This is a genomic window from Winogradskyella sp. 266wxhm, assembly GCF_058964685.1.
Window position 1 is genome coordinate 798,065 of the sequence record NZ_CM179559.1, and the last position, 20,438, is coordinate 818,502.

The following is a 20,438-nucleotide window of genomic DNA, read 5'->3' on the forward strand; positions in this document are numbered from 1 at the left end:
AATATCGATAAAAAGCCTCTTTTAAAAGCTATTCTTCCTGAATGCCTTATACCAGCGCTCTGGTATCTCACCCTGTGTTGCGAGCACATAATCGGAATGCATACACGGTAATAACGTGTGCTTTTTTAATTTATTATTAACATCTGGTAAAAAAGGAATCTCTATCCACCATCTACCTGTTTTTAAACTTTTATAGAAGATAAGTTCATCATCTTCTACCAATACATTATATTTTTGATAATAATTTTCGTTTGTAAAATCATCATCTTTTACTCTACAGTTAACACCTTCGATAAAATACCATATCATCTGAGATATAAGCATTGACGTAGAGTTGTCTTTTTGAGAACTTAAATATTCATAAATACCAAAAGAAGACACCTTATTGCTTATTCCTGCATAGCGACTTATGGCACAAATTTCTTTCCCTGTGAATCCGTTAGGTGAATATTTTTGATTCTCACTAACCTCAGCTGATCTAATTGACTTTAAATCTACTGATACTATGTGAGCATCTCTCATTAAAGGTTCAACCTTATTAATATCACCTGATATCTCTCCAAGTCGGTGAGCTTCGAAATATAATTTCTCAATAAGGTCTAACTCTTCTTGTGAATTAAAATAGGTTTGATAACCTATAGTGGCATAATTAAAAAGATTGTAGGGTTGTTCCACTATAATCTTACCAACATAGCTATTATTCTTTATTGGCAAGTTAGCGTCACCGAGATCAAAATTAGTATCAACACTTACAATGTTTACCATTGGTAAAATATTATCGTAAGCCCTATAATTAGCATAAGTTAAATCTTGGCTTCCACCTAATACAACAGGAATAATATTTTTTTCAACAAGAACCGTAATGGCTGTTCTAATAGCATAATAGGTGTCTTCAACTGTTTCACCTGGCTCTATATCACCTAAATCGGCTATAGTTGTATGCCAATTACCCGGAAACAGGGTATATAAGGTAACTCTTATAGAATCGAAATTGACGTCTGCACCAATATAATTGACATCATTTCTATTTTCTTTAACTCCGATGATAGCTATCTGCACATCATCTAAATCTGGAATACCGTTTTGACGAGAATGAATCTTGATTTTTTTTCCCAGCGCTTGTTGCGCTATTAGTTCGTTATGAGCTAAAACCGCATCTGATACAGGCGTTAGAAAGCTAAAATTCATATAATATTACTTCTTTTTGGTCGTCGTTTTCTTTTTAGTAGTCTTTTTTCTTGTTGTTTTCTTTTTAGGAGCGTTTTTCTCAAGCAGAGCTTTTGCTTCTTCTAAAGTCATATCGCTAACATCAACTGTTTTTGCTAGCTCAACTTTTTGCTTACCTTTTATAACATTGTGTCTACCCCATCTTGCCTTCTCAACTCTAATGCCTTCGTCTTCCCAAACGTGAATAAGTTTATCTTTTTCCTTTTGGATTTTGTCTTCGATCAAAGTTACAATGTCTTCTTCAGATAAATTGTCCCAATCGTATTTTTTATTCACATTTATAAACATGTTGTTCCACTTGATGAATGGCCCAAAACGTCCTTTTCCTTTTGTAACTTCTAAACCGTCATAAATATATATAGGTGCATCAGCCTTTTCTTTCTCCTTAATATATATAATAGCTTCATCTAATTCTACACTTAAAGGATCTACACCCTTTGGTAACGAAACGAATTTTTCACCATATCTTACATAAGGTCCAAAACGTCCGTTATTAACCTCTACTTCATCATCTTTATAATGACCCAAGGCTTTTGGTAGTTTGAAAAGATCCATAGCCTCTTCAAAAGTTATAGAGTTGAGTTGTTGATCTGGTGATAAACTAGCAAATTGAGGTTTTTCTTCTTCGTCTGCAGTTCCTATCTGAACCATCGGCCCAAATTTCCCTAAACGCACACTTACTTGACGACCAGTTTTAGGATCTGTTCCTAAAATACGTTCACCAGACTCACGCTCGGCATTTTCTTGAACATCTTCAACTTGTGGATGAAAGCCTTTATAGAAATCTTTCATCATTGCTCTCCAATCTTCTTTGCCTTCAGCTATATCATCAAAACTCTCTTCTACCTTCGCTGTGAAGTTGTAATCTAAAATACTTTCAAAATGATTCACTAAGAAATCGGTTACAATGAAACCAACATCTGTAGGTACTAATTTTCCTTTATTAGAACCTGTTTTTTCAGAAAGATTCTTTTCTTTTATTTTTTGATTTTCAAAAATCAGTTGCTTGTACTCACGCTCATCACCTTCATGAGTTCCTTTTTCTATATAATTTCTATTTTGAATTGTAGAAATTGTTGGTGCGTAAGTAGAAGGACGACCGATACCTAATTCTTCTAACTGCTTTACCAATGACGCTTCCGTAAATCTTGCTGGTGGTCTTGTAAATCGTTCTGTTGCGGTAATATATTTATTGCGTAAGCTTTCGCCAATTTTAAGATCTGGCAAAATACCTTCTTGCTCTACATCTTCATCATCTGTGCCTTCTAAGTAAACTTTTAAGAAGCCATCAAAAGTTATGATTTCACCATTAGCTGTAAATTCCTCATCAACTTTATTTTTGGAATTCACTTTTACCCTAAGGTTTGTACGCTCTAGTTCTGCATCACTCATTTGAGATGCAATAGCTCGTTTCCATATTAAATCATACAATCTTGATTGATCGCGCTCAACATTTACAGTGTGGCTCGAAAAATCTGTAGGTCTTATGGCTTCGTGAGCTTCTTGAGCCCCCTTTGCTTTTCCTTTATAATTTTGAGGTTTACTATATTTTTCGCCGTAAGCGGAAATAATTTCTTTTTCAGCTCCTTTTTTAGCCTCATCAGAAAGATTTACACTATCCGTTCTCATATAAGTAATAAGACCAGCTTCGTAAAGTCGCTGTGCATTACTCATAGTTCTACTTACCGAAAATCCTAATTTACGTGATGCTTCTTGTTGAAGTGTTGATGTTGTAAATGGTGCCGCTGGTGACTTTTTAGCAGGCTTCTTTTGTAAATCGGAAACTTGATACGTAGCCTCAATGTTATCATTCAAGAACTTTTCAGCTTCTTCTTTTGAATTGAAATTTTTTGGCAACTTAGCCTTGAAAGACGTTCCGTCTTCAGTGGTAAATTCAGCATCTACTCTATAGGAAGCTACAGCTTCAAAATTTTGTATATCTCTTTCGCGCTCTACTATTAACCGTACCGAGACAGATTGTACTCTACCTGCAGAAAGCCCTCCTTTGACTTTTCGCCATAATACTGGAGATAATTCGTAACCTACAATTCTGTCTAATACACGTCTTGCTTGCTGCGCATCAACTAAATTATAATCTATACCTCTAGGGTTTTCAATTGCTTTATTGATAGCACTTTTAGTAATCTCGTGAAATACAATACGTTTTGTTTTGTCTTTATCTAAATCTAAAGACTCAAATAAATGCCAAGCAATAGCTTCTCCCTCGCGATCCTCATCACTTGCCAACCAAACAATTTCTGCTTTCTTCGCTAAATCTTTTAGTTTCTTAACAACATCTTTCTTGTCTTTAGAAACCCGATATTCTGGTTTAAAATCTCCTTCTACATCTACACCCAATTCTTTGGAAGGCAAGTCAGCAATGTGTCCAAAACTAGACTCGACTTTATAATCTTTTCCTAGAAATTTTTCAATGGTTTTAGCCTTTGCAGGTGACTCTACTATTACTAGATTCTTTGGCATTCTTAACTTTTTTGAGGTTACAAATGTATATGAAAATTAATTTACAATCCTAATTTGGTCTGAAATCTGACACATTTTATCGTATTTTTAACTACTCATCAATGTAAAAAGCCTTACAAAGTGTAAGGCTTTAATATTTAAATCTAAGATTATATTTTATTAATATGTATAGTTTATTGACTCTTCAAATCCTTCTATATTGAGAACAACCTCTGTTGTCCCTTCTATTGATAATGAAGATAAATCAAAAGATTGACTCTTGGTTAAAACTGCTAGACAAGCTTCATTATTAAACAACTCTAGCTTTAAATAGCGTTGAGGCGGAAAAGACTCTGCAACACTACCAGAATCTATCAATGAAAGTTGCCAAGCATCTGCATCACAACCACTCGATGAAATTTCAATATTGAGACAATCACCTTCAATCTCATAATTCACAATACTGTAATTTGCTGACTCCGAATTTTCGTATGCTGTATTATCTACTATAACCAAAGTATCACAATCACTATAAATGACTTCTTCTTCATCACACTGAAAATTAAAAAGCAATAAGCATAAGGCTAAAACCGAAAAAACTTTACTGTATTTCATAATTTAATGTTTTAAAAAAGATGAAAAACACATGAAAGGGTTGCGTTAAAAAGTAACCTTTTCATCTAAGTCCATTAAAGTATCATCTAAATCAGGATCAGAATTAAAACCAATAATATCTTTATATATAAGGTATGGAGGCAAGTAACTAAACGATGCTGTGACATAAATCCCAACAAAACACATTAAAAACCCAATAATACTAGCTACCATTCCACCAACGAATAAAAGTCCGAATGTTATCAACCATTTTTTATTTCCGAGCTTAAAACTTAAGTTAATAATATCAGAAATAGACATATCTGGATTAAAAGCATAAAAAATCACTATATAAGACAACGGTACAATAGCATATATTATAGGTATAACACACAGTAGAGTTGCCAACATACTTATTCCTGTAATTGCAAGAGCTAATTTTATGGTCTTCCCTAAATATGGCTTTTTGAAAAAGTAGAAATAATCTTCTTTACCCATTTCTTCCAAATCTTTCAATTTGCATATTCTATAAAACCCTGCTTTTAACCCAAAACCAATGGTACTCATTGCTATAATCATAAAAATATACAACACTCCCATCACCAATAGCATTAAGGGACTCATTTCTGGTTGAGCATAAGGATCGTGAGAATTAGTATAAGCCTCTATTACACCCATAAAAACCATTGGTATATAAAACACCATTACAAAAGGTATAGCCATCACTGCACTTAATAAAAGTGTAACTAAACCTTGTACCCAAGTCTTTTTAAACAACTCTATAGAGTCATTAAAAATTCCACCAAAGTCTAGGTCTTTAGCATTATCTATTTTTTGTTCAAAATCTGAAGTTCTCATAATATTAAATTGGTTAGTGTTTCAAAAGAAATCTATTTTTCAGCAAAAATTCAAATAAAATATTACAACTGCCACTTTGTCACAATCAATAAAATAATCATATCTTTGCATGCTTATTGAGAATTGAAAAATTCATTTTAGCTGATGGAAAAGACTATAGACGAAAACAAACAGGGAGAAGCCTTAATACTAGACCAAAAAGACAGCAACCAACGTAAACTTTTTATTGAAAGTTATGGTTGCGCTATGAACTTTAGCGATAGTGAAATTGTAGCTTCAATCCTTTCCGAACAAGGTTTTAACACTACTCAAAATCTTGAGGAAGCTGATCTTGTTTTAGTAAACACCTGCTCAATTAGAGACAAAGCAGAACAAACGGTAAGAAAGCGTTTAAAACAATACAATGCTGTAAAACGTATTAATCCAAATATGAAAGTTGGAGTGCTTGGTTGTATGGCAGAGCGTCTTAAAACTAAATTTTTAGACGAAGAAAAAATAGTAGACCTTGTTGTTGGTCCTGATGCTTATAAAGATTTACCTAATCTTTTAGCTGAAGTTGATGAAGGTAGAGATGCTATAAACGTTATTCTTTCTAAAGAAGAAACATACGGAGATATTTCTCCCGTTAGACTAAACAGTAATGGTGTTACGGCTTTTGTTTCTATAACTCGTGGTTGTGATAATATGTGCACATTCTGTGTTGTACCATTTACTCGTGGTAGAGAACGTAGTAGAGATCCTCAAAGTATTATTGAAGAAATTAACGGATTATGGACTCAAGGCTATAAAGAAATCACACTTTTAGGTCAGAATGTAGACAGCTACCTTTGGTATGGTGGTGGACTTAAAAAAGATTTTGAAAAAGCTTCAGATTTTCAAAAGGCTACCGCTGTAAACTTTGCTAAGCTTTTGGAAATGGCTGCAAAAGCACAACCAAAAATGCGCATTCGTTTCTCTACATCTAATCCACAAGATTTTACTATAGATGTTATTGAAACTATGGCTAAGTACAACAACATCTGTAAGCATATTCATTTACCTGTTCAGAGTGGAAGCGATCGAATATTGAAAGAAATGAACAGACTTCACACACGTGAAGAATATTTTGAAATTATAGATAACATCAAACAATTAATACCTGATTGCTCCATAAGCCAAGATATTATTGCTGGTTTTCCAACGGAAACAGAGGAAGATCATCAAGACACATTGAGCTTAATGGAATATGTACAATATAATTTTGGTTATATGTTTGTCTATTCTGAACGCCCTGGAACTTTGGCTGGTCGTAAAATGGAAGACGATGTTCCTGAGGAAGTAAAAAAACGAAGACTTACAGAAATTGTAAACCTACAGAGAAAGCATAGCGCTCTAAGAACTGAGCAACACCTCAACAAAACAGTTGAAATTCTTATCGAAAAAGAATCTAAAAAATCTGATTTGCACTGGTCTGGTAGAACTTCTGATAATACAGTTGCCGTATTCCCTAAAGAGAATTACAAAGTTGGTGATTTTGTAAATGTTCATATTTCAGATTGTACAAGTGCCACACTCATTGGTGAAGCCGTGGGTTATTCAGAAAATAATTAAACAAACAAAACAATGAAGAAAATACTATTTATATTATTATCACTAACCTTGATAACCTCTTGTAACAACGAACCTATAGACCCAGAATTAACTGGAGAAACTGGCGGCAATAATGGTGGTGGCAATAACGGAAATACGAGTGAAGAATTTTTAGCATTATCTAGCTACTCATACAATACAAATACCAATGTTCCATTTTTTGGTGAAATTGTAGTTGACATTGATTACACTTTCAACTCAGATAATTTACTCGATGGGTTTATAACTGATTCACCTGTTTTTGGGCAAGAAATTATAACAAATACTACAGTTACTAGAGATGCTAACAATAATATTATAGAAACTAACACCTATTATCAAGGTAGTCTAAGTGACGTTACAACTATAACATATAATGGATCTGGACAAATAACCCAAATTGCATATAACGATATAGAATCTGATGATGAGGATTATGAATTTAACTATACTTACAGCGGTAGTGAAATCACTAAAACTGAAGTAGATTCTGATATTGTTACTGTTTACACTTTTAACGGAAACGGCAGATTGGTTAAGAAGGAGTCCTTTATAAATGACAGCTCAATTCAGCTTGAAATATTGAATTATGATAGTAATGGCAATGTAGTTTCTTCAGTAATGTCGGGTGAAATAAATACTACTTCAAGTTATATTTATGACTCTAATGACAACCCGCTGTTAGAACCTTTTCAAGCCAGAGATCAATATAGTATTATCGGAGATTATTATGACGATCAAGCAGGCAATAGTATAGCACATTTTAGCGGTTCAAATAATTGGACTGGTGTTATTTCTGATAGTTCAGAGTACAATTTTACAATCACCTATGATAGTGAAAACAGAATACTAACTCGTAACGGTTCATTTGGTGATGCAGAAGTTCAAATTTCCCAAGATGAAATTTTCACTTACGTTAATTAATTATGGAATCTGTACAAGCTATTAAACAACGCTTTGGTATTATAGGGAACGACCCTAAACTCAACCGTGCCATAGAAAAAGCAATACAAGTTGCGCCTACTGATATTTCGGTATTAGTCACTGGCGAAAGTGGTGTTGGTAAAGAAAGTATTCCAAAAATAATACATCAACTTTCGCATAGAAAGCATGGCAAATATATAGCGGTAAACTGTGGCGCAATTCCAGAAGGCACCATAGACAGTGAACTTTTTGGTCATGAAAAAGGAGCATTTACAGGAGCTACACAAACACGATCTGGTTATTTTGAAGTTGCAGATGGCGGAACTATATTCTTAGATGAAGTTGGCGAATTACCACTAACAACTCAGGTACGTTTACTCCGTGTTTTGGAAAATGGCGAATTTATAAAAGTTGGTTCTAGTAAAGTTCAAAAAACCAATGTAAGAATTGTGGCAGCAACAAACGTTAATATGTTTGAAGCCATAAAAAAAGAAAAATTCAGAGAAGATCTTTATTACAGATTAAGTACAGTAGAAATCAACCTACCTCCACTTAGAGATCGTAAAGATGATATTCATTTATTGTTTAGAAAATTTGCGAGTGATTTTGCATTAAAATATAAAATGCCAACAGTAAAGCTGAACGATGATGCTGTCAATCTACTTTTAAAATACCGTTGGAACGGTAACATTCGTCAACTAAGAAACGTTGCCGAGCAAATTTCTGTTTTAGAGCAAAACCGTTCAATTAACGCTTCTACCTTACAGAATTATTTACCAAACACAGGAAGTACGCTTCCTGCCGTAGTAAGCTCTTCAAAATCTGAAAGTGATTTCAGTAGTGAAAGAGAGATTTTATACAAGGTGCTTTTTGATATGAAAAGTGACCTGAACGATCTAAAGAAGCTAACCATGGAATTGATGAAAAACGGTAGTGCTTCAGATGTGCAAAAAGACAACGAGCATCTTATTCAAAAAATTTATGGTAACGACAATGATGATGATGATTTTGAAAATGCAGTTGAAGATTTAGAAGTTCTATCGATACCAGAACATTCCGAGGTTAATGAGTCTGTTTCTTCAGATGTTGAAGATAAGTATCATTTTGCTGAAGAAATTGAAGAGGAAGAAACCTTATCTTTACAAGACAAGGAGTTAGAATTGATAAAAAAATCTCTAGAACGTCATAACGGTAAACGCAAATTAGCTGCCGCAGAACTTGGTATTAGCGAACGCACGCTTTACAGAAAAATTAAACAGTACGATCTTTAAGACAAATTTATGAAGGTTGCAAAAATATGAAGCGTCACAAAATCGTTTCTTTGAAAAAGCAATCTAATCACATATAAAATGAAATATTTAAAATACATCTTTGCTCTATTAGTCTTAACGACGCTTACTAACTGTAACGTTCAGTATTCTTTTACAGGAGCCCAAGTTGGAAACGCAAAGACTTTTCAGGTGAATTTCTTTCAGAATAATGCCGATTTAGTAGAGCCTGGATTGGATATTGATTTTACAAATGCTTTGCAAGATTATATCCAAAACCAAACAAGTTTATCTTTAGTAAATTCTGGTGGAGATCTAATCTATGAAGGCGAAATAACCGAATATAGAATTGCTCCAATGACAGCGACAGCACAAAACACAGCTGCCCAAAACCGGTTAACCGTCTCTGTAAATGTTAGATATTTCAACATGAAGGATACCGAAAAAGATTTTGAAAAGAATTTCTCCTTCTTTTATGATTATCCTGCAAATGCGCAACTTATAGGAGGTACAAAAGATGAAGCTTTTGAAGTTATCTTTGAGCGTCTAACCCAAGATATTTTTAATGCATCTTTAGCAAACTGGTAATTTATTTATGCAAAACCAAGAACTAACATATCTTTTACAACATCCTGAAGCGGTTACCGCTACTCAGGTAGAAGCGTTACGTTCTAAAATTGAAGAATTCCCATATTTTCAGCCTTTAAGAGCTTTATATCTCAAAGGTTTAAAACAGAAAGAAAGTTACAAGTACAATAATAGCTTAAAAATTACTGCAGCTTACACGGCTGACAGAAGTGTACTTTTCGATTATATAACTTCAGATATTTTCACTCAGAATGAAATATCTCAACAAATAAAACAGAATTCTGAAGTTATTAAATCTTATGAAGTTAATGATATAGATGACATTTCGGTAAACAAAAGCGTTACTATTGACGAAGCCTTAAAAGAACATATAAAATCTACTGATGGTGTTTTAGATCCCGATTTGTTTAAGGCCAAACCAATTGACACTTCTTTAACACCTGAAGAACCTGCAAAACTTGAAGATTCTATTATAGCGGTTGATGTAAAAAACATTACACCTGAAGAAAAACTGAACATAGGTAAACCGCTAGATTTTGACAAAAATGAAAGTCACTCTTTTGTAGAGTGGTTAAAAATCACAAGCTTTAAACCTATAGTTAGAGAGGAAGAGTCAGGACAAGAGGAAGCAGTTGAAAATGAAATTTCTACACCTCCTTTACAGAATAAATTAGATATCATTGATAAGTTTATTAGTGAAAACCCTAAAATAAAACCTGTAAAAAAAGATCATACACCAAAACCCAAATTAGTAAACAATAACGACGACGTTTCAGAAAGCATTATGACTGAGACTCTTGCTCGTATATACTTAGAGCAAAAAAACTATGATAAAGCTATTCAATCTTACAAAATTTTAAGTTTGAAATATCCAGAAAAAAGTAGTTTCTTTGCAGACCAAATAAAATTGGTACAAGAATTAAAAGATAATAACACAATATAAAATGAGTGCATTTACAATATTTTTAGTTTTAATCGTAATCGTTGCATTTTTGCTCGTAGTAGTAATCATGGTACAAAACCCTAAAGGTGGAGGTCTATCATCATCGTTTGGTGGTGGAGGTACACAACAATTAGGAGGAGTTAAGAAAACTGGTGACTTCTTAGATAAGAGTACTTGGTTTTTAGCCACTGCTTTAATTGTTTTGATTTTAGCATCTAACCTTACTATTGACACACGTTCTTCAATAGAATCTAAGGCTTACGATGCTGATGAAACTACAACTATGCCAGTTACACCATCTGCTAACGATTCTGGTACTGCAATTGATACAACTCAAGGTTAAATAAACCTTTTATAAACAATATTTTAAAGCCAGCTAGATAGCTGGCTTTTTTATTTCTGCAAGTTTGTCAGTCCTTCTGACTTGGCATAATTTTCGAAATACGCTAAAGCGTAATTTAATAAACAACTAAAAACATTATAACAAATGGGCTTAAACATTAAACCTTTAGCAGACCGCGTTCTGGTAGAACCAATGGAAGCTGAAACTAAAACAGCTTCAGGGATTATCATTCCTGATAATGCAAAAGAGAAACCGCAAAAAGGAACTGTTGTCGCTGTTGGCAATGGAAAAAAAGATGAACCTTTAACAGTAAAAGTTGGCGATACTGTACTTTATGGAAAATACGGTGGCACAGAACTTAAACTTGAAGGTAAAGACTATTTAATGATGCGCGAAAGCGACATATTAGCAATTGTATAAAACTTTAGCTATTAGCCTTTGGCTAATAGCATCTTAAAATTAATTAATAAACGTGTAAGCCAATAGCGAATAACTATAGGCAAAAAGCTAAAAATTTAAGAAATGGCAAAAGATATAAAATTTGATATTGAAGCACGCGACGGCCTAAAACGTGGTGTCGATGCTTTAGCAAACGCAGTAAAAGTAACTTTAGGACCTAAAGGTCGTAACGTAATTATTGGAAAATCATTTGGTGGACCATCAGTAACTAAAGATGGTGTATCTGTAGCAAAAGAAATTGAGCTTGAAGACGAGCTTGAAAATATGGGAGCACAAATGGTAAAAGAAGTGGCTTCTAAAACCAATGATTTAGCTGGTGACGGAACAACTACTGCAACAGTATTGGCACAAGCTATCGTAAAAGAAGGTTTAAAAAACGTAGCTGCTGGTGCTAACCCAATGGACTTAAAAAGAGGTATTGACAAGGCTGTTGAAGCTATTGTTGCTAATCTAGATAAACAATCTCAAAAAGTTGGTAGCTCTTCAGAGAAGATAAAACAAGTCGCTTCTATTTCTGCTAACAATGATGATGTTATTGGCGATTTAATTGCAACTGCATTTGGTAAAGTTGGAAAAGAAGGTGTTATTACTGTTGAAGAAGCAAAAGGTCTTGACACTTATGTTGATGTTGTTGAAGGTATGCAGTTTGACAGAGGTTACTTATCTCCTTACTTCGTTACAGATTCTGATAAAATGGTGGCTGATTTAGAAAATCCATACATTTTATTATTCGACAAGAAGATTTCTAACTTACAAGAAATCCTTCCAATTTTAGAGCCAGTTGCACAATCTGGTCGCCCGTTATTAATTATTGCAGAAGATGTTGAAGGACAAGCTTTAGCAACTTTAGTTGTAAATAAATTAAGAGGTGGTCTTAAAATTGCTGCTGTTAAGGCACCTGGTTTTGGTGACAGACGTAAAGCAATGTTAGAAGATATTGCCATCTTAACTGGTGGTACTGTAATTTCTGAGGAAAGAGGTTTCTCATTAGAAAATGCAGATTTATCAATGTTAGGTACTGCTGAAACTGTAACAATTGACAAAGACAATACAACTATTGTTAATGGTGAAGGTAAAGCTGCTGACATCAAAGCTCGTGTTAACCAAATTAAAGCTCAGATAGAAACAACAACTTCTGATTATGATAAAGAAAAACTTCAAGAACGCTTAGCTAAATTAGCAGGTGGTGTTGCTGTACTTTATGTAGGTGCTGCTTCTGAAGTTGAAATGAAAGAAAAGAAAGATCGTGTTGATGATGCTCTACATGCTACACGTGCTGCTGTAGAAGAAGGTATTGTTGCTGGTGGTGGTGTTGCTTTAGTGAGAGCTAAAAAGACTTTAGAAAAAATCACAACTGATAACTTAGATGAAACTACAGGTGTACAAATCGTGAACAAAGCTATTGAAGCTCCTTTACGTACCATCGTAGAAAATGCTGGTGGTGAAGGCTCTGTAGTTATTAACAAAGTTCTAGAAGGTAAAAAAGATTTTGGTTACGATGCAAAATCCGAACAATATGTAGATATGCTTAAAGCAGGGATTATAGATCCTAAAAAAGTAACGCGTATTGCTTTAGAAAATGCTGCTTCTGTAGCTGGTATGATCTTAACTACCGAGTGTGCTTTAGTAGACATCAAAGAAGATGAACCAGCTATGCCACCAATGGGAGGCGGAATGCCAGGCATGATGTAATTCGTAGCATGGACAAGTATTGAACTCACCGTTACTGATATGTTGAGTTTTAATATATAAAAACAAAAGCCTTTGGTGAAAATCAAGGGCTTTTGTTTTAAATAATAATTACTAAAATATAAAACCACCTCTTTTGGAGGTGGTATAATAATCTTACTTACCAAAAAATGAGGCTTATACTTTGATAAACCGTCCACAAATTACTTCTTCTTTGGAGAAGCCTGTGGAGTCTTCTTAGGCGCTTGTTTTGCCACTGAAGGTTTGCCTTTAGACTTTGTTTGTCCCATAACTTATATGTTTTAAAAGAACATATTAAAGGTACTTATAAAGTAAATCCGTGATATTTTCATTGGCAAATATTTAACTAAAATATTTAGTGCCTATGCTTTGGCTCCCATATAAGCCTAAGAAACGAACTAAACCTTTCATTTTCTCTACTTATAGGAACTCCTGCTATGATGCCTATCATCAGATCATCTGCTATCCCCAACCGCATTTGCGGACGCAACGTCATATCAAAATCACCTCCATCAAATGTCTTATTAAATTCAATACCTAGGAAATTTCTAGTTCCTGTTATCATATAATGAAAACTTGTATTAATATCATAGGTTGTATGGAATTCATTTGTACTAAAATCCTGCCCAATCATTGGCCCTGTATATATTAATGAATGAAAATTATTCCCCCAACGTTTCGCTACAACAAGAAAAGGATTATAAACATTTCCTTTTATAAAAGGTTTACCAAAATCTCTAAAACTAGATAACTCAAATTCATTGATATAGCCTATTGCCATAGAAGTAGCCATTGGTTCACTTACAAAAAATGACCATTGAGCTGCTACTTTTATGCTGTTAAGTTGATTAGAAGGAATGTCACTTCTAGGGGTTCCATTTATGGGTGAATAAAACGTAAAAGGCAGCTCTACCTCTAGCCCTAACCTATCCATTGGTGCCCATTCATACTCTATAAGGGCTTCATAAGAATCAAAGTCTGTATTATCCGTAAGTCCTAATCCAAGGTTCCATTCTCGCTCCCCTTTTCTAGCTCCTAAATCCCGTATTAAATCAATATACAAAGGTTCTGCGTGTAGAACTTTAGCTGGTTCTTTATCTTTTTCTACTTCTTGAATATAAATGCTATCTTTTAGTGTCTCTTTATTTTGAGCAAAAGCATAAGGTGATGATACCAATATAATTATTAGCATCAGTATTTTATTGATGTTCATTTTGATTTGTTTATTATGTATTAAAAATTTACCCAATACATTTTATAGAGTATTGGACTAAAAAAGTCTTATAAAAAACAAATCAAACTTTAGGCGGTGGACTATCTATTTCCTTAAAACCATTGGCTAAATGAGAACTGTAGTCTAGGAAATTATTTTTCTTTTCGGTTAGCCAGAAGTGCGACTTAGCTTCATTATCTGAGTCTAGGTAAACCAAAAAGTCAATCTTAGAATTCTTTTTTGTATTATGATCTTCGGAATCATAATCGTCATATTCTTGTATGGCATCTTCGTAGCCTAATACCTTTTCTAGAATAAATTCAATTATACTTTCTTGATCATTAAACGATAAATCTTCAGGAATATATTCTGGGTTAGGGTCTGCCGCATCAACACTTATATTGAGAAAATAAAGTCCCATGAAACCCCAAAGAATTTTAGAAAAAAGGCTATTTCTTATACTTTCCATTGCATTTCAAAACTAAAACTTATACTACATTTTTCATAGCAATATGCTCTTTAAGTTTTTAAAAAAACATTTAAAAACTTAATTTAATGTTTTTCAGATAGTTAAATTCACTTATGGGACAGACACCAATAAATTAGCGATGAATTTTATGATAGTAAAAAGCAGGTAATAGCAGTATAAATAAAATTGGCTGAATCAGAAAACGCCTAATATTAAAGAATAAATAATAATCTTCTTGCTTTGGATTAATGACAAAATATAAAAAAGGAATAATCAAAAGGATATAAGCCACACTGAAAATAATGACTGAAAATTTCAAAATACCTTTATCCCTAAAAACCAAATACAAAATTCCTAATGAAATAATTGAATTTAAAACAAAACGTAAAGTTGTATTTAAAACCAATTTTACAACTTCTCGCCTTGGACTATCCATGTGCAAATAATCATTTTCAAAAAAAGTGAGGTAAGGATCATAAAACAAAACATCTTCAAATGCTCTTATAAAAACCAAAAGCAAGAGCAGAACTCCTATCAAAATAAATCTTAAAGCTTTATGCATTGGTTTTTAATTTTTTCGAAAATCGGTTAACCCAAACCATCCAAAGTATAAAAACCACACCGTAAATAAGCATCGGAAAAATCACCTTGTGTAGTAGCTCTTGATGCTCTGGATAATGATACAATCCTATAGACAATATCACAATTCTCATAATGTTAAAGACATAAATAATAATGCTTCCTGCAAAACAATAGATTAGTGTTGTTTTCCAACTTCCTGAAAAAGCTACTACAAATGCAATAAATAAAATAATGATACTTACAGCATTACATCCTTCTATTACTCTTGCTACAAATTCACCGTTGATAATAACTTTTATAGAGGGCTCATTAGAGTGAGGTAATATACTTGCATTATATCCAAATCCGTTAATTACTGTATTAGTCTGCCTTGCTACTAAATTAGTGATATAATCAGGATAAAATTGCGAACCATCTGAAAACTTCAGGTATAAATGATACTCTAAAATCAACATTCCATAAACTACCAAAAAGGTGACAATAAACCGAATAACTAATTTATATTTTGATATTAGAGCTCTCAAGTAAAGACTATGTTAGTTTGGTGTTAAATTTATAAAAACAGTATCTCAAAATAGATCATTTTAAAATACTTTTGCAAAAAAGCTTTAAGGAAACAATGACATTACAAGAATTAAAACCACAAGTTAAGTCTATTATTGCTCAACAAGATGTTGATGTTGATGCGCAATTATTGAAAATTTGCGAACTCTTAGAAGCAAATGTTGATTATTATAATTGGGTAGGTTTTTATTTTAAAAATGGAGATAAAGACGAACTAAAGCTTGGGCCATATGTTGGTGAACCAACAGACCATACTATTATTCCATTCGGAAAAGGTATTTGCGGACAAGTTGCCGTAAGTAACAAGAACTTTGTAGTGCCAGATGTTTCTGCTCAAGACAATTACATTGCTTGTAGTATTACAGTGAAAGCGGAAATTGTAATACCAGTTTTTGTTAATGGTGAAAATGTTGGGCAAATAGATATTGACTCTAACACTCCAGATCCTTTTACAGAAGATGATGAAAGATTTCTAGAATTTGTTTGTAAGCAAGTTGCTAAATTGCTCTAAAGTGTAATTTAACTTAATTACTGCTTACTGCTTACTAAAAATACTACATACCAGTCCTAATAGCTTCCACAGGATCTAGTTTTGAAGCAGATATAGCTGGAATAACTCCAGATATTAACCCGATTAATGTAGAAAGCCCAAAGCCAATAAACATATTCCAGAATGAAAGAACGAAGGTGAAGTCCTCTACCACGTTATTCATTATCATGGCTATTCCCCAAACCAAAAACAGACCAACCAAACCACCAACAACAGCTAAAATTACCGCTTCAAATAAAAACTGAAATAATATAAACCTGTTTTTAGCTCCCAAAGACTTTTGAATACCAATAAGATTGGTACGCTCTTTTACACTTACAAACATAATATTGGCAATTCCAAATCCACCTACTAAAAGAGAAAATGCGCTTATAACCCAACCTACAGCATTTAATCCAGAGATAATGGCATCAATGAAAGTCACTAAACCGGATAATTTATTGACAAAGAAATCATCATCTTCATCAGCTTTAAGACCTCTGTAGGCTCTAAATTTTTGTTTTAGTACCTGTTCAAAGGCACCAACATCTACACCTTTTTCTGGTTTTATAACCACAGCACCAGGTAAACCATCAACTCCTCCATTTCTAAAACGACGCACAAAATTGGCAGGCACAAAAGCTTTATCATCTGGTGAATCACCCATTCCTGCTCCATATTTTTTCAAAACACCTATTACCGTAAGCTTTCTACCAAAAATTCTGATGACTTTTCCAATTGGGTTTAAATCATCAAAAAGGTTTTCTGCCAAATTAGTGCCTAGTACCACAACAGGAGCTCCTGTATCAGATTCTAATTCAGAATAAAAACGTCCATTTTCAATTTTTAAATCATCTATGGCATAAATTCCATGTGAGACTGGCGTCACATTAACATTAGAAATTGTCTCAGCCTGATAGCGTACAGTTTCACTTCCACCAAAGATTACATAAGCCGCCTCTTCAATGTCTGGTACATTTCGTCTTATAAACTCATAATCATCGTGATCTACCTGTGGAAAATTATCACGCTTCCAACGTGGCACTTCGCTAGGTCCAAAAGAAAATTTGGTTAAGTAAATGGTATTCTTATCAAGTCCTGAAAGATTTTCTTTAATGTTTCTATCCAAAGAATCCACAGCTGCCAAAACAGCAATTATAGAAAAGATACCAACCGTGACTCCTAAAAGAGATAAAAATGTACGTAACTTGTTATTTCTAAGCGCATTTAGCGCAAAAGAAAAACTTTCTTTAAATACCCTTAAATAGACAAGCATGTATTGGCTGTTTTAAAACAATTTAAAGATAGGACGTTTTCAACAATTTATTGTTACAAAAAACTTAAAGAAACTGTATTTTACTATAAGCTTTTCTTTGGTAATATGTGTATTTTTGCGGCATCAACAACACAACATTATGACTAACAAAACCATTTCATCGGCACTTATTTCTGTATTCAGTAAGGATGGATTAGCACCAATTGTAAAAAAATTAAACGATCTTAATGTAACCATCTACTCTACTGGTGGTACAGAGAAATTTATAAAGGATTTAGGTATAGATGTGGTACCTGTAGAAGACGTTACGTCTTACCCTTCAATTTTAGGTGGTAGAGTAAAAACTTTGCATCCAAAGGTTTTTGGTGGAATTCTTAACCGCCAAAACCATGATGGTGATGTTGCTGAATTAAAGGAATATGACATTCCACAAATAGATTTGGTTATTGTTGATCTATATCCTTTTGAAAAAACAGTAGCTTCAGGAGCTAGTAACCAAGATATTATTGAAAAAATCGATATAGGTGGTATATCTTTAATTAGAGCTGCTGCTAAAAATTATGCTGATGTTACTTGTGTATCTTCAGTTGATGATTATGCTGAATTTTTAGAGTTACTTGAAACTAAAAATGGTGAAACTTCAGAAGAAGACAGAAAGCGTTTTGCTTCAAAAGCATTTAATGTATCCTCTCACTACGATTCTGCTATTTTTAACTATTTCAATAAAAACGAAGAAGAAACGGTTTTAAAAATTAGCGAGACCAAAGGAAAAGTGTTGCGTTATGGAGAAAATCCACATCAAAAAGGATTTTTCTTCGGTCATTTTGATGCAATGTTTACCAAACTTCACGGTAAAGAACTAAGCTACAACAACCTTCTTGATGTTGATGCAGCTGTAAATCTCATATTAGAATTTAAAGGTGAAGCTCCTACTTTTGCCATCTTAAAACATAATAATGCTTGTGGTTTTGCACAAAGAGATACTATTCATCAAGCCTATATAGATGCATTGGCTGGAGATCCTGTTTCTGCTTTTGGAGGTATTTTAATTTCAAATACAGAAATCGACAAAGCAACTGCTGAAGAAATTCATAAGTTATTCTGTGAGGTTGTAATTGCACCTTCATTTAGTGACGAAGCTTTAGAGATTTTAAAAGGAAAGAAAAATAGAATCCTTTTAATTTTAAATGATGTTGAATTATCTGAAAAAACTGTTAGAACATGTTTAAATGGTGTTTTAGTTCAAGATAAGGATAACAAAACCGACAGTCTTGAAGATTTAAGTACAGCCACCAAAAAAGCGCCTACAGACGCTGAAAAAGAAGATTTAATTTTTGCTTCAAAACTTTGTAAACACACCAAATCTAACACTATAGTTTTAGCCAAAAACAAACAACTTTTAGCAAGCGGAACAGGCCAAACAAGTAGAGTCGACGCCTTAAACCAAGCCATTCATAAAGCTAAATCTTTCAATTTTGACTTAGAAGGTGCTGTTATGGCAAGTGATGCGTTTTTCCCTTTCCCTGACTGTGTAGAGATTGCTGACAATGCTGGAATTACTGCGGTTATTCAACCTGGCGGATCAATTAAAGATGAGTTAAGCATTAATTATTGTAACGACAATAACGTGGCTATGGTCTTTACAGGAACACGTCATTTTAAGCATTAAAAGCGGGTCAGAAAAAAATAATGTAATAAACGTCCATAATCATTAAATTATCGTATAATTTATTACATTTACAGATAGTCGCAAGAAGTAGACAAAATAACCCAAAATAATTATAAGTACAGCGCATGGGATTTTTTGATTTCCTAACCGAAGAAATAGCCATTGATTTAGGAACCGCAAACACACTAATAATACACAACGATAAGGTTGTTGTTGACAACCCTTCTATAGTAGCAAGAGACCGCATTAGCGGAAAAATCATAGCAGTTGGTAAAGAAGCCAACATGATGCAAGGAAAAACGCACGAAAACATTAAAACCATCAGACCTTTGAAAGATGGTGTTATTGCAGATTTTGATGCATCTGAGCAAATGATTAGTATGTTTATAAAAAACATACCCGCTCTAAAGAAAAAGTTTTTCAATCCTGCACTTAGGATGGTGGTTTGTATTCCTTCTGGAATTACTGAGGTAGAAATGCGTGCTGTAAAAGAATCTTGTGAACGTGTTAACGGTAAAGAAGTTTACTTAATTCATGAGCCAATGGCTGCGGCAATCGGTATCGGTGTTGATATTATGCAACCAAAAGGAAACATGATTGTTGACATAGGTGGTGGAACTACTGAAATCGCGGTTATTGCACTTGGTGGTATTGTTTGTGATAAATCTGTAAAAGTTGCTGGTGATGTATTCACTAACGACATTATTTATTACATGCGTACGCAACACAACTTATACGTTGGTGATAGAACAGCTGAAAAAATAAAAATACAAATTGGTGCTGCAACGGAAGATTTAGAATTACCACCTGAAGACATGAGTGTTCAAGGTCGTGATTTATTGACTGGTAAACCTAAACAGGTTAATATCTCTTACCGTGAAATTGCTAAAGCATTAGATAAATCAATTCTACGAATTGAAGATTCTGTTATGGAAACTCTATCTCAGACTCCACCAGAACTGGCTGCAGATATTTACAACACAGGTATCTATTTAGCAGGTGGTGGATCTATGTTACGCGGCTTAGACAAACGTCTGTCTCAAAAAACAGACTTACCGGTTTACATTGCTGAAGATCCTTTAAGAGCTGTTGTTAGAGGTACAGGAATCGTACTAAAAAACTTATCTAAATACAAAAGCGTATTGATAAAATAA

20 protein-coding genes are annotated in these 20,438 nt (G+C 33.6%); 11 read left to right on the forward strand and 9 right to left on the reverse strand.

Annotation, left to right across the window (positions count from 1 at the left end; all coding sequences use genetic code 11):
* Positions 1-21: 21 nt before the first annotated feature.
* The 4 genes from AC2H4K_RS03670 to AC2H4K_RS03685 form a co-directional block, all read right to left on the reverse strand.
* Positions 22-1,188, reverse strand: coding sequence for a formimidoylglutamase (locus AC2H4K_RS03670; protein WP_493742844.1), 1,167 nt, complete (start codon positions 1,186-1,188; stop codon positions 22-24).
* A 6-nt stretch (positions 1,189-1,194) separates the two neighbouring features.
* Complete coding sequence (gene topA / locus AC2H4K_RS03675; RefSeq protein WP_493742845.1) at positions 1,195-3,708, reverse strand: type I DNA topoisomerase; 2,514 nt, start codon at positions 3,706-3,708, stop codon at positions 1,195-1,197.
* A gap of 159 nt (positions 3,709-3,867) precedes the next feature.
* Entirely contained in the window at positions 3,868-4,302 is a 435-nt protein-coding gene (locus tag AC2H4K_RS03680; RefSeq protein WP_493742846.1) for a hypothetical protein, read from the reverse strand.
* Between the two features lie 45 nt (positions 4,303-4,347).
* Positions 4,348-5,139 carry a hypothetical protein gene (locus tag AC2H4K_RS03685; RefSeq protein ID WP_493742847.1) on the reverse strand — a complete coding sequence of 264 codons (792 nt, stop codon included), beginning with the start codon at positions 5,137-5,139 and terminating at the stop codon, positions 4,348-4,350.
* Positions 5,140-5,283: 144 nt separating this feature from the next.
* Between AC2H4K_RS03685 and miaB the strand changes: the two genes are divergently transcribed.
* The 8 genes from miaB to groL all read left to right on the forward strand — a co-directional run bounded on the left by miaB (position 5,284) and on the right by groL (position 12,964).
* On the forward strand, positions 5,284-6,729 hold the full coding sequence (gene miaB, locus AC2H4K_RS03690) for a tRNA (N6-isopentenyl adenosine(37)-C2)-methylthiotransferase MiaB (protein ID WP_493742848.1): 1,446 nt from the start codon (positions 5,284-5,286) through the stop codon (positions 6,727-6,729).
* Positions 6,730-6,741: 12 nt separating this feature from the next.
* Positions 6,742-7,671: a hypothetical protein gene (locus AC2H4K_RS03695; RefSeq protein WP_493742849.1), complete on the forward strand. Its 930-nt coding sequence runs from the start codon at positions 6,742-6,744 to the stop codon at positions 7,669-7,671.
* A gap of 2 nt (positions 7,672-7,673) precedes the next feature.
* Positions 7,674-8,942 carry a sigma-54 interaction domain-containing protein gene (locus AC2H4K_RS03700; protein ID WP_281138441.1) on the forward strand — a complete coding sequence of 423 codons (1,269 nt, stop codon included), beginning with the start codon at positions 7,674-7,676 and terminating at the stop codon, positions 8,940-8,942.
* Positions 8,943-9,020: 78 nt separating this feature from the next.
* Positions 9,021-9,527, forward strand: a complete 507-nt coding sequence (locus AC2H4K_RS03705; protein ID WP_281138442.1) for an LptE family protein — start codon at positions 9,021-9,023, stop codon at positions 9,525-9,527.
* A gap of 7 nt (positions 9,528-9,534) precedes the next feature.
* A complete protein-coding gene (locus AC2H4K_RS03710; RefSeq protein ID WP_493742850.1) occupies positions 9,535-10,470 on the forward strand; it encodes a DUF8458 domain-containing protein in 936 nt (311 codons plus the stop codon).
* 1 nt (position 10,471) lies between these two features.
* A complete protein-coding gene (gene secG, locus AC2H4K_RS03715; RefSeq protein ID WP_493742851.1) occupies positions 10,472-10,813 on the forward strand; it encodes a preprotein translocase subunit SecG in 342 nt (113 codons plus the stop codon).
* A 144-nt stretch (positions 10,814-10,957) separates the two neighbouring features.
* Complete coding sequence (locus tag AC2H4K_RS03720) at positions 10,958-11,233, forward strand: co-chaperone GroES (RefSeq protein WP_281138445.1); 276 nt, start codon at positions 10,958-10,960, stop codon at positions 11,231-11,233.
* Between the two features lie 102 nt (positions 11,234-11,335).
* Positions 11,336-12,964, forward strand: a complete 1,629-nt coding sequence (gene groL, locus AC2H4K_RS03725; protein WP_281138446.1) for a chaperonin GroEL — start codon at positions 11,336-11,338, stop codon at positions 12,962-12,964.
* A gap of 373 nt (positions 12,965-13,337) precedes the next feature.
* Here groL and AC2H4K_RS03730 read toward each other — a convergent pair whose 3' ends face one another.
* The 4 genes from AC2H4K_RS03730 to xrtF form a co-directional block, all read right to left on the reverse strand.
* Positions 13,338-14,195, reverse strand: coding sequence for an HAEPLYID family protein (locus tag AC2H4K_RS03730; RefSeq protein ID WP_281138447.1), 858 nt, complete (start codon positions 14,193-14,195; stop codon positions 13,338-13,340).
* A gap of 82 nt (positions 14,196-14,277) precedes the next feature.
* Positions 14,278-14,664 carry a hypothetical protein gene (locus tag AC2H4K_RS03735; protein WP_281138448.1) on the reverse strand — a complete coding sequence of 129 codons (387 nt, stop codon included), beginning with the start codon at positions 14,662-14,664 and terminating at the stop codon, positions 14,278-14,280.
* Positions 14,665-14,797: 133 nt separating this feature from the next.
* On the reverse strand, positions 14,798-15,226 hold the full coding sequence (locus tag AC2H4K_RS03740; protein ID WP_281138449.1) for an exosortase F system-associated membrane protein: 429 nt from the start codon (positions 15,224-15,226) through the stop codon (positions 14,798-14,800).
* Positions 15,219-15,770: an exosortase family protein XrtF gene (xrtF, locus tag AC2H4K_RS03745; RefSeq protein ID WP_281138450.1), complete on the reverse strand. Its 552-nt coding sequence runs from the start codon at positions 15,768-15,770 to the stop codon at positions 15,219-15,221. The genes AC2H4K_RS03740 and xrtF overlap by 8 nt, the downstream gene beginning before the upstream one ends.
* A 95-nt stretch (positions 15,771-15,865) precedes the next feature.
* Between xrtF and AC2H4K_RS03750 the strand changes: the two genes are divergently transcribed.
* Complete coding sequence (locus tag AC2H4K_RS03750; protein ID WP_281138451.1) at positions 15,866-16,321, forward strand: GAF domain-containing protein; 456 nt, start codon at positions 15,866-15,868, stop codon at positions 16,319-16,321.
* A gap of 43 nt (positions 16,322-16,364) precedes the next feature.
* Here the strand turns inward: AC2H4K_RS03750 and AC2H4K_RS03755 are convergent, their stop codons facing one another.
* Positions 16,365-17,615, reverse strand: a complete 1,251-nt coding sequence (locus AC2H4K_RS03755; RefSeq protein ID WP_281138452.1) for an ABC transporter permease — start codon at positions 17,613-17,615, stop codon at positions 16,365-16,367.
* A gap of 139 nt (positions 17,616-17,754) precedes the next feature.
* Here AC2H4K_RS03755 and purH point away from each other — a divergent pair, with 139 nt between their 5' ends.
* Complete coding sequence (gene purH / locus AC2H4K_RS03760) at positions 17,755-19,284, forward strand: bifunctional phosphoribosylaminoimidazolecarboxamide formyltransferase/IMP cyclohydrolase (protein ID WP_493742852.1); 1,530 nt, start codon at positions 17,755-17,757, stop codon at positions 19,282-19,284.
* Positions 19,285-19,409: 125 nt separating this feature from the next.
* Positions 19,410-20,438, forward strand: a complete 1,029-nt coding sequence (locus AC2H4K_RS03765) for a rod shape-determining protein (protein ID WP_281138454.1) — start codon at positions 19,410-19,412, stop codon at positions 20,436-20,438.

What these genes read in the sequence shown, in the direction of transcription:
- AC2H4K_RS03670 (WP_493742844.1), bottom strand. Translation starts at nt 1,188, where the DNA reads ATGAATTTTAGCTTTCTAACGCCTGTATCAGATGCGGTTTTAGCTCAT.
- topA (WP_493742845.1), bottom strand. Translation starts at nt 3,708, where the DNA reads ATGCCAAAGAATCTAGTAATAGTAGAGTCACCTGCAAAGGCTAAAACC.
- AC2H4K_RS03680 (WP_493742846.1), bottom strand. Translation starts at nt 4,302, where the DNA reads ATGAAATACAGTAAAGTTTTTTCGGTTTTAGCCTTATGCTTATTGCTT.
- AC2H4K_RS03685 (WP_493742847.1), bottom strand. Translation starts at nt 5,139, where the DNA reads ATGAGAACTTCAGATTTTGAACAAAAAATAGATAATGCTAAAGACCTA.
- miaB (WP_493742848.1), top strand. Translation starts at nt 5,284, where the DNA reads ATGGAAAAGACTATAGACGAAAACAAACAGGGAGAAGCCTTAATACTA.
- AC2H4K_RS03695 (WP_493742849.1), top strand. Translation starts at nt 6,742, where the DNA reads ATGAAGAAAATACTATTTATATTATTATCACTAACCTTGATAACCTCT.
- AC2H4K_RS03700 (WP_281138441.1), top strand. Translation starts at nt 7,674, where the DNA reads ATGGAATCTGTACAAGCTATTAAACAACGCTTTGGTATTATAGGGAAC.
- AC2H4K_RS03705 (WP_281138442.1), top strand. Translation starts at nt 9,021, where the DNA reads ATGAAATATTTAAAATACATCTTTGCTCTATTAGTCTTAACGACGCTT.
- AC2H4K_RS03710 (WP_493742850.1), top strand. Translation starts at nt 9,535, where the DNA reads ATGCAAAACCAAGAACTAACATATCTTTTACAACATCCTGAAGCGGTT.
- secG (WP_493742851.1), top strand. Translation starts at nt 10,472, where the DNA reads ATGAGTGCATTTACAATATTTTTAGTTTTAATCGTAATCGTTGCATTT.
- AC2H4K_RS03720 (WP_281138445.1), top strand. Translation starts at nt 10,958, where the DNA reads ATGGGCTTAAACATTAAACCTTTAGCAGACCGCGTTCTGGTAGAACCA.
- groL (WP_281138446.1), top strand. Translation starts at nt 11,336, where the DNA reads ATGGCAAAAGATATAAAATTTGATATTGAAGCACGCGACGGCCTAAAA.
- AC2H4K_RS03730 (WP_281138447.1), bottom strand. Translation starts at nt 14,195, where the DNA reads ATGAACATCAATAAAATACTGATGCTAATAATTATATTGGTATCATCA.
- AC2H4K_RS03735 (WP_281138448.1), bottom strand. Translation starts at nt 14,664, where the DNA reads ATGGAAAGTATAAGAAATAGCCTTTTTTCTAAAATTCTTTGGGGTTTC.
- AC2H4K_RS03740 (WP_281138449.1), bottom strand. Translation starts at nt 15,226, where the DNA reads ATGCATAAAGCTTTAAGATTTATTTTGATAGGAGTTCTGCTCTTGCTT.
- AC2H4K_RS03750 (WP_281138451.1), top strand. Translation starts at nt 15,866, where the DNA reads ATGACATTACAAGAATTAAAACCACAAGTTAAGTCTATTATTGCTCAA.
- AC2H4K_RS03755 (WP_281138452.1), bottom strand. Translation starts at nt 17,615, where the DNA reads ATGCTTGTCTATTTAAGGGTATTTAAAGAAAGTTTTTCTTTTGCGCTA.
- purH (WP_493742852.1), top strand. Translation starts at nt 17,755, where the DNA reads ATGACTAACAAAACCATTTCATCGGCACTTATTTCTGTATTCAGTAAG.
- AC2H4K_RS03765 (WP_281138454.1), top strand. Translation starts at nt 19,410, where the DNA reads ATGGGATTTTTTGATTTCCTAACCGAAGAAATAGCCATTGATTTAGGA.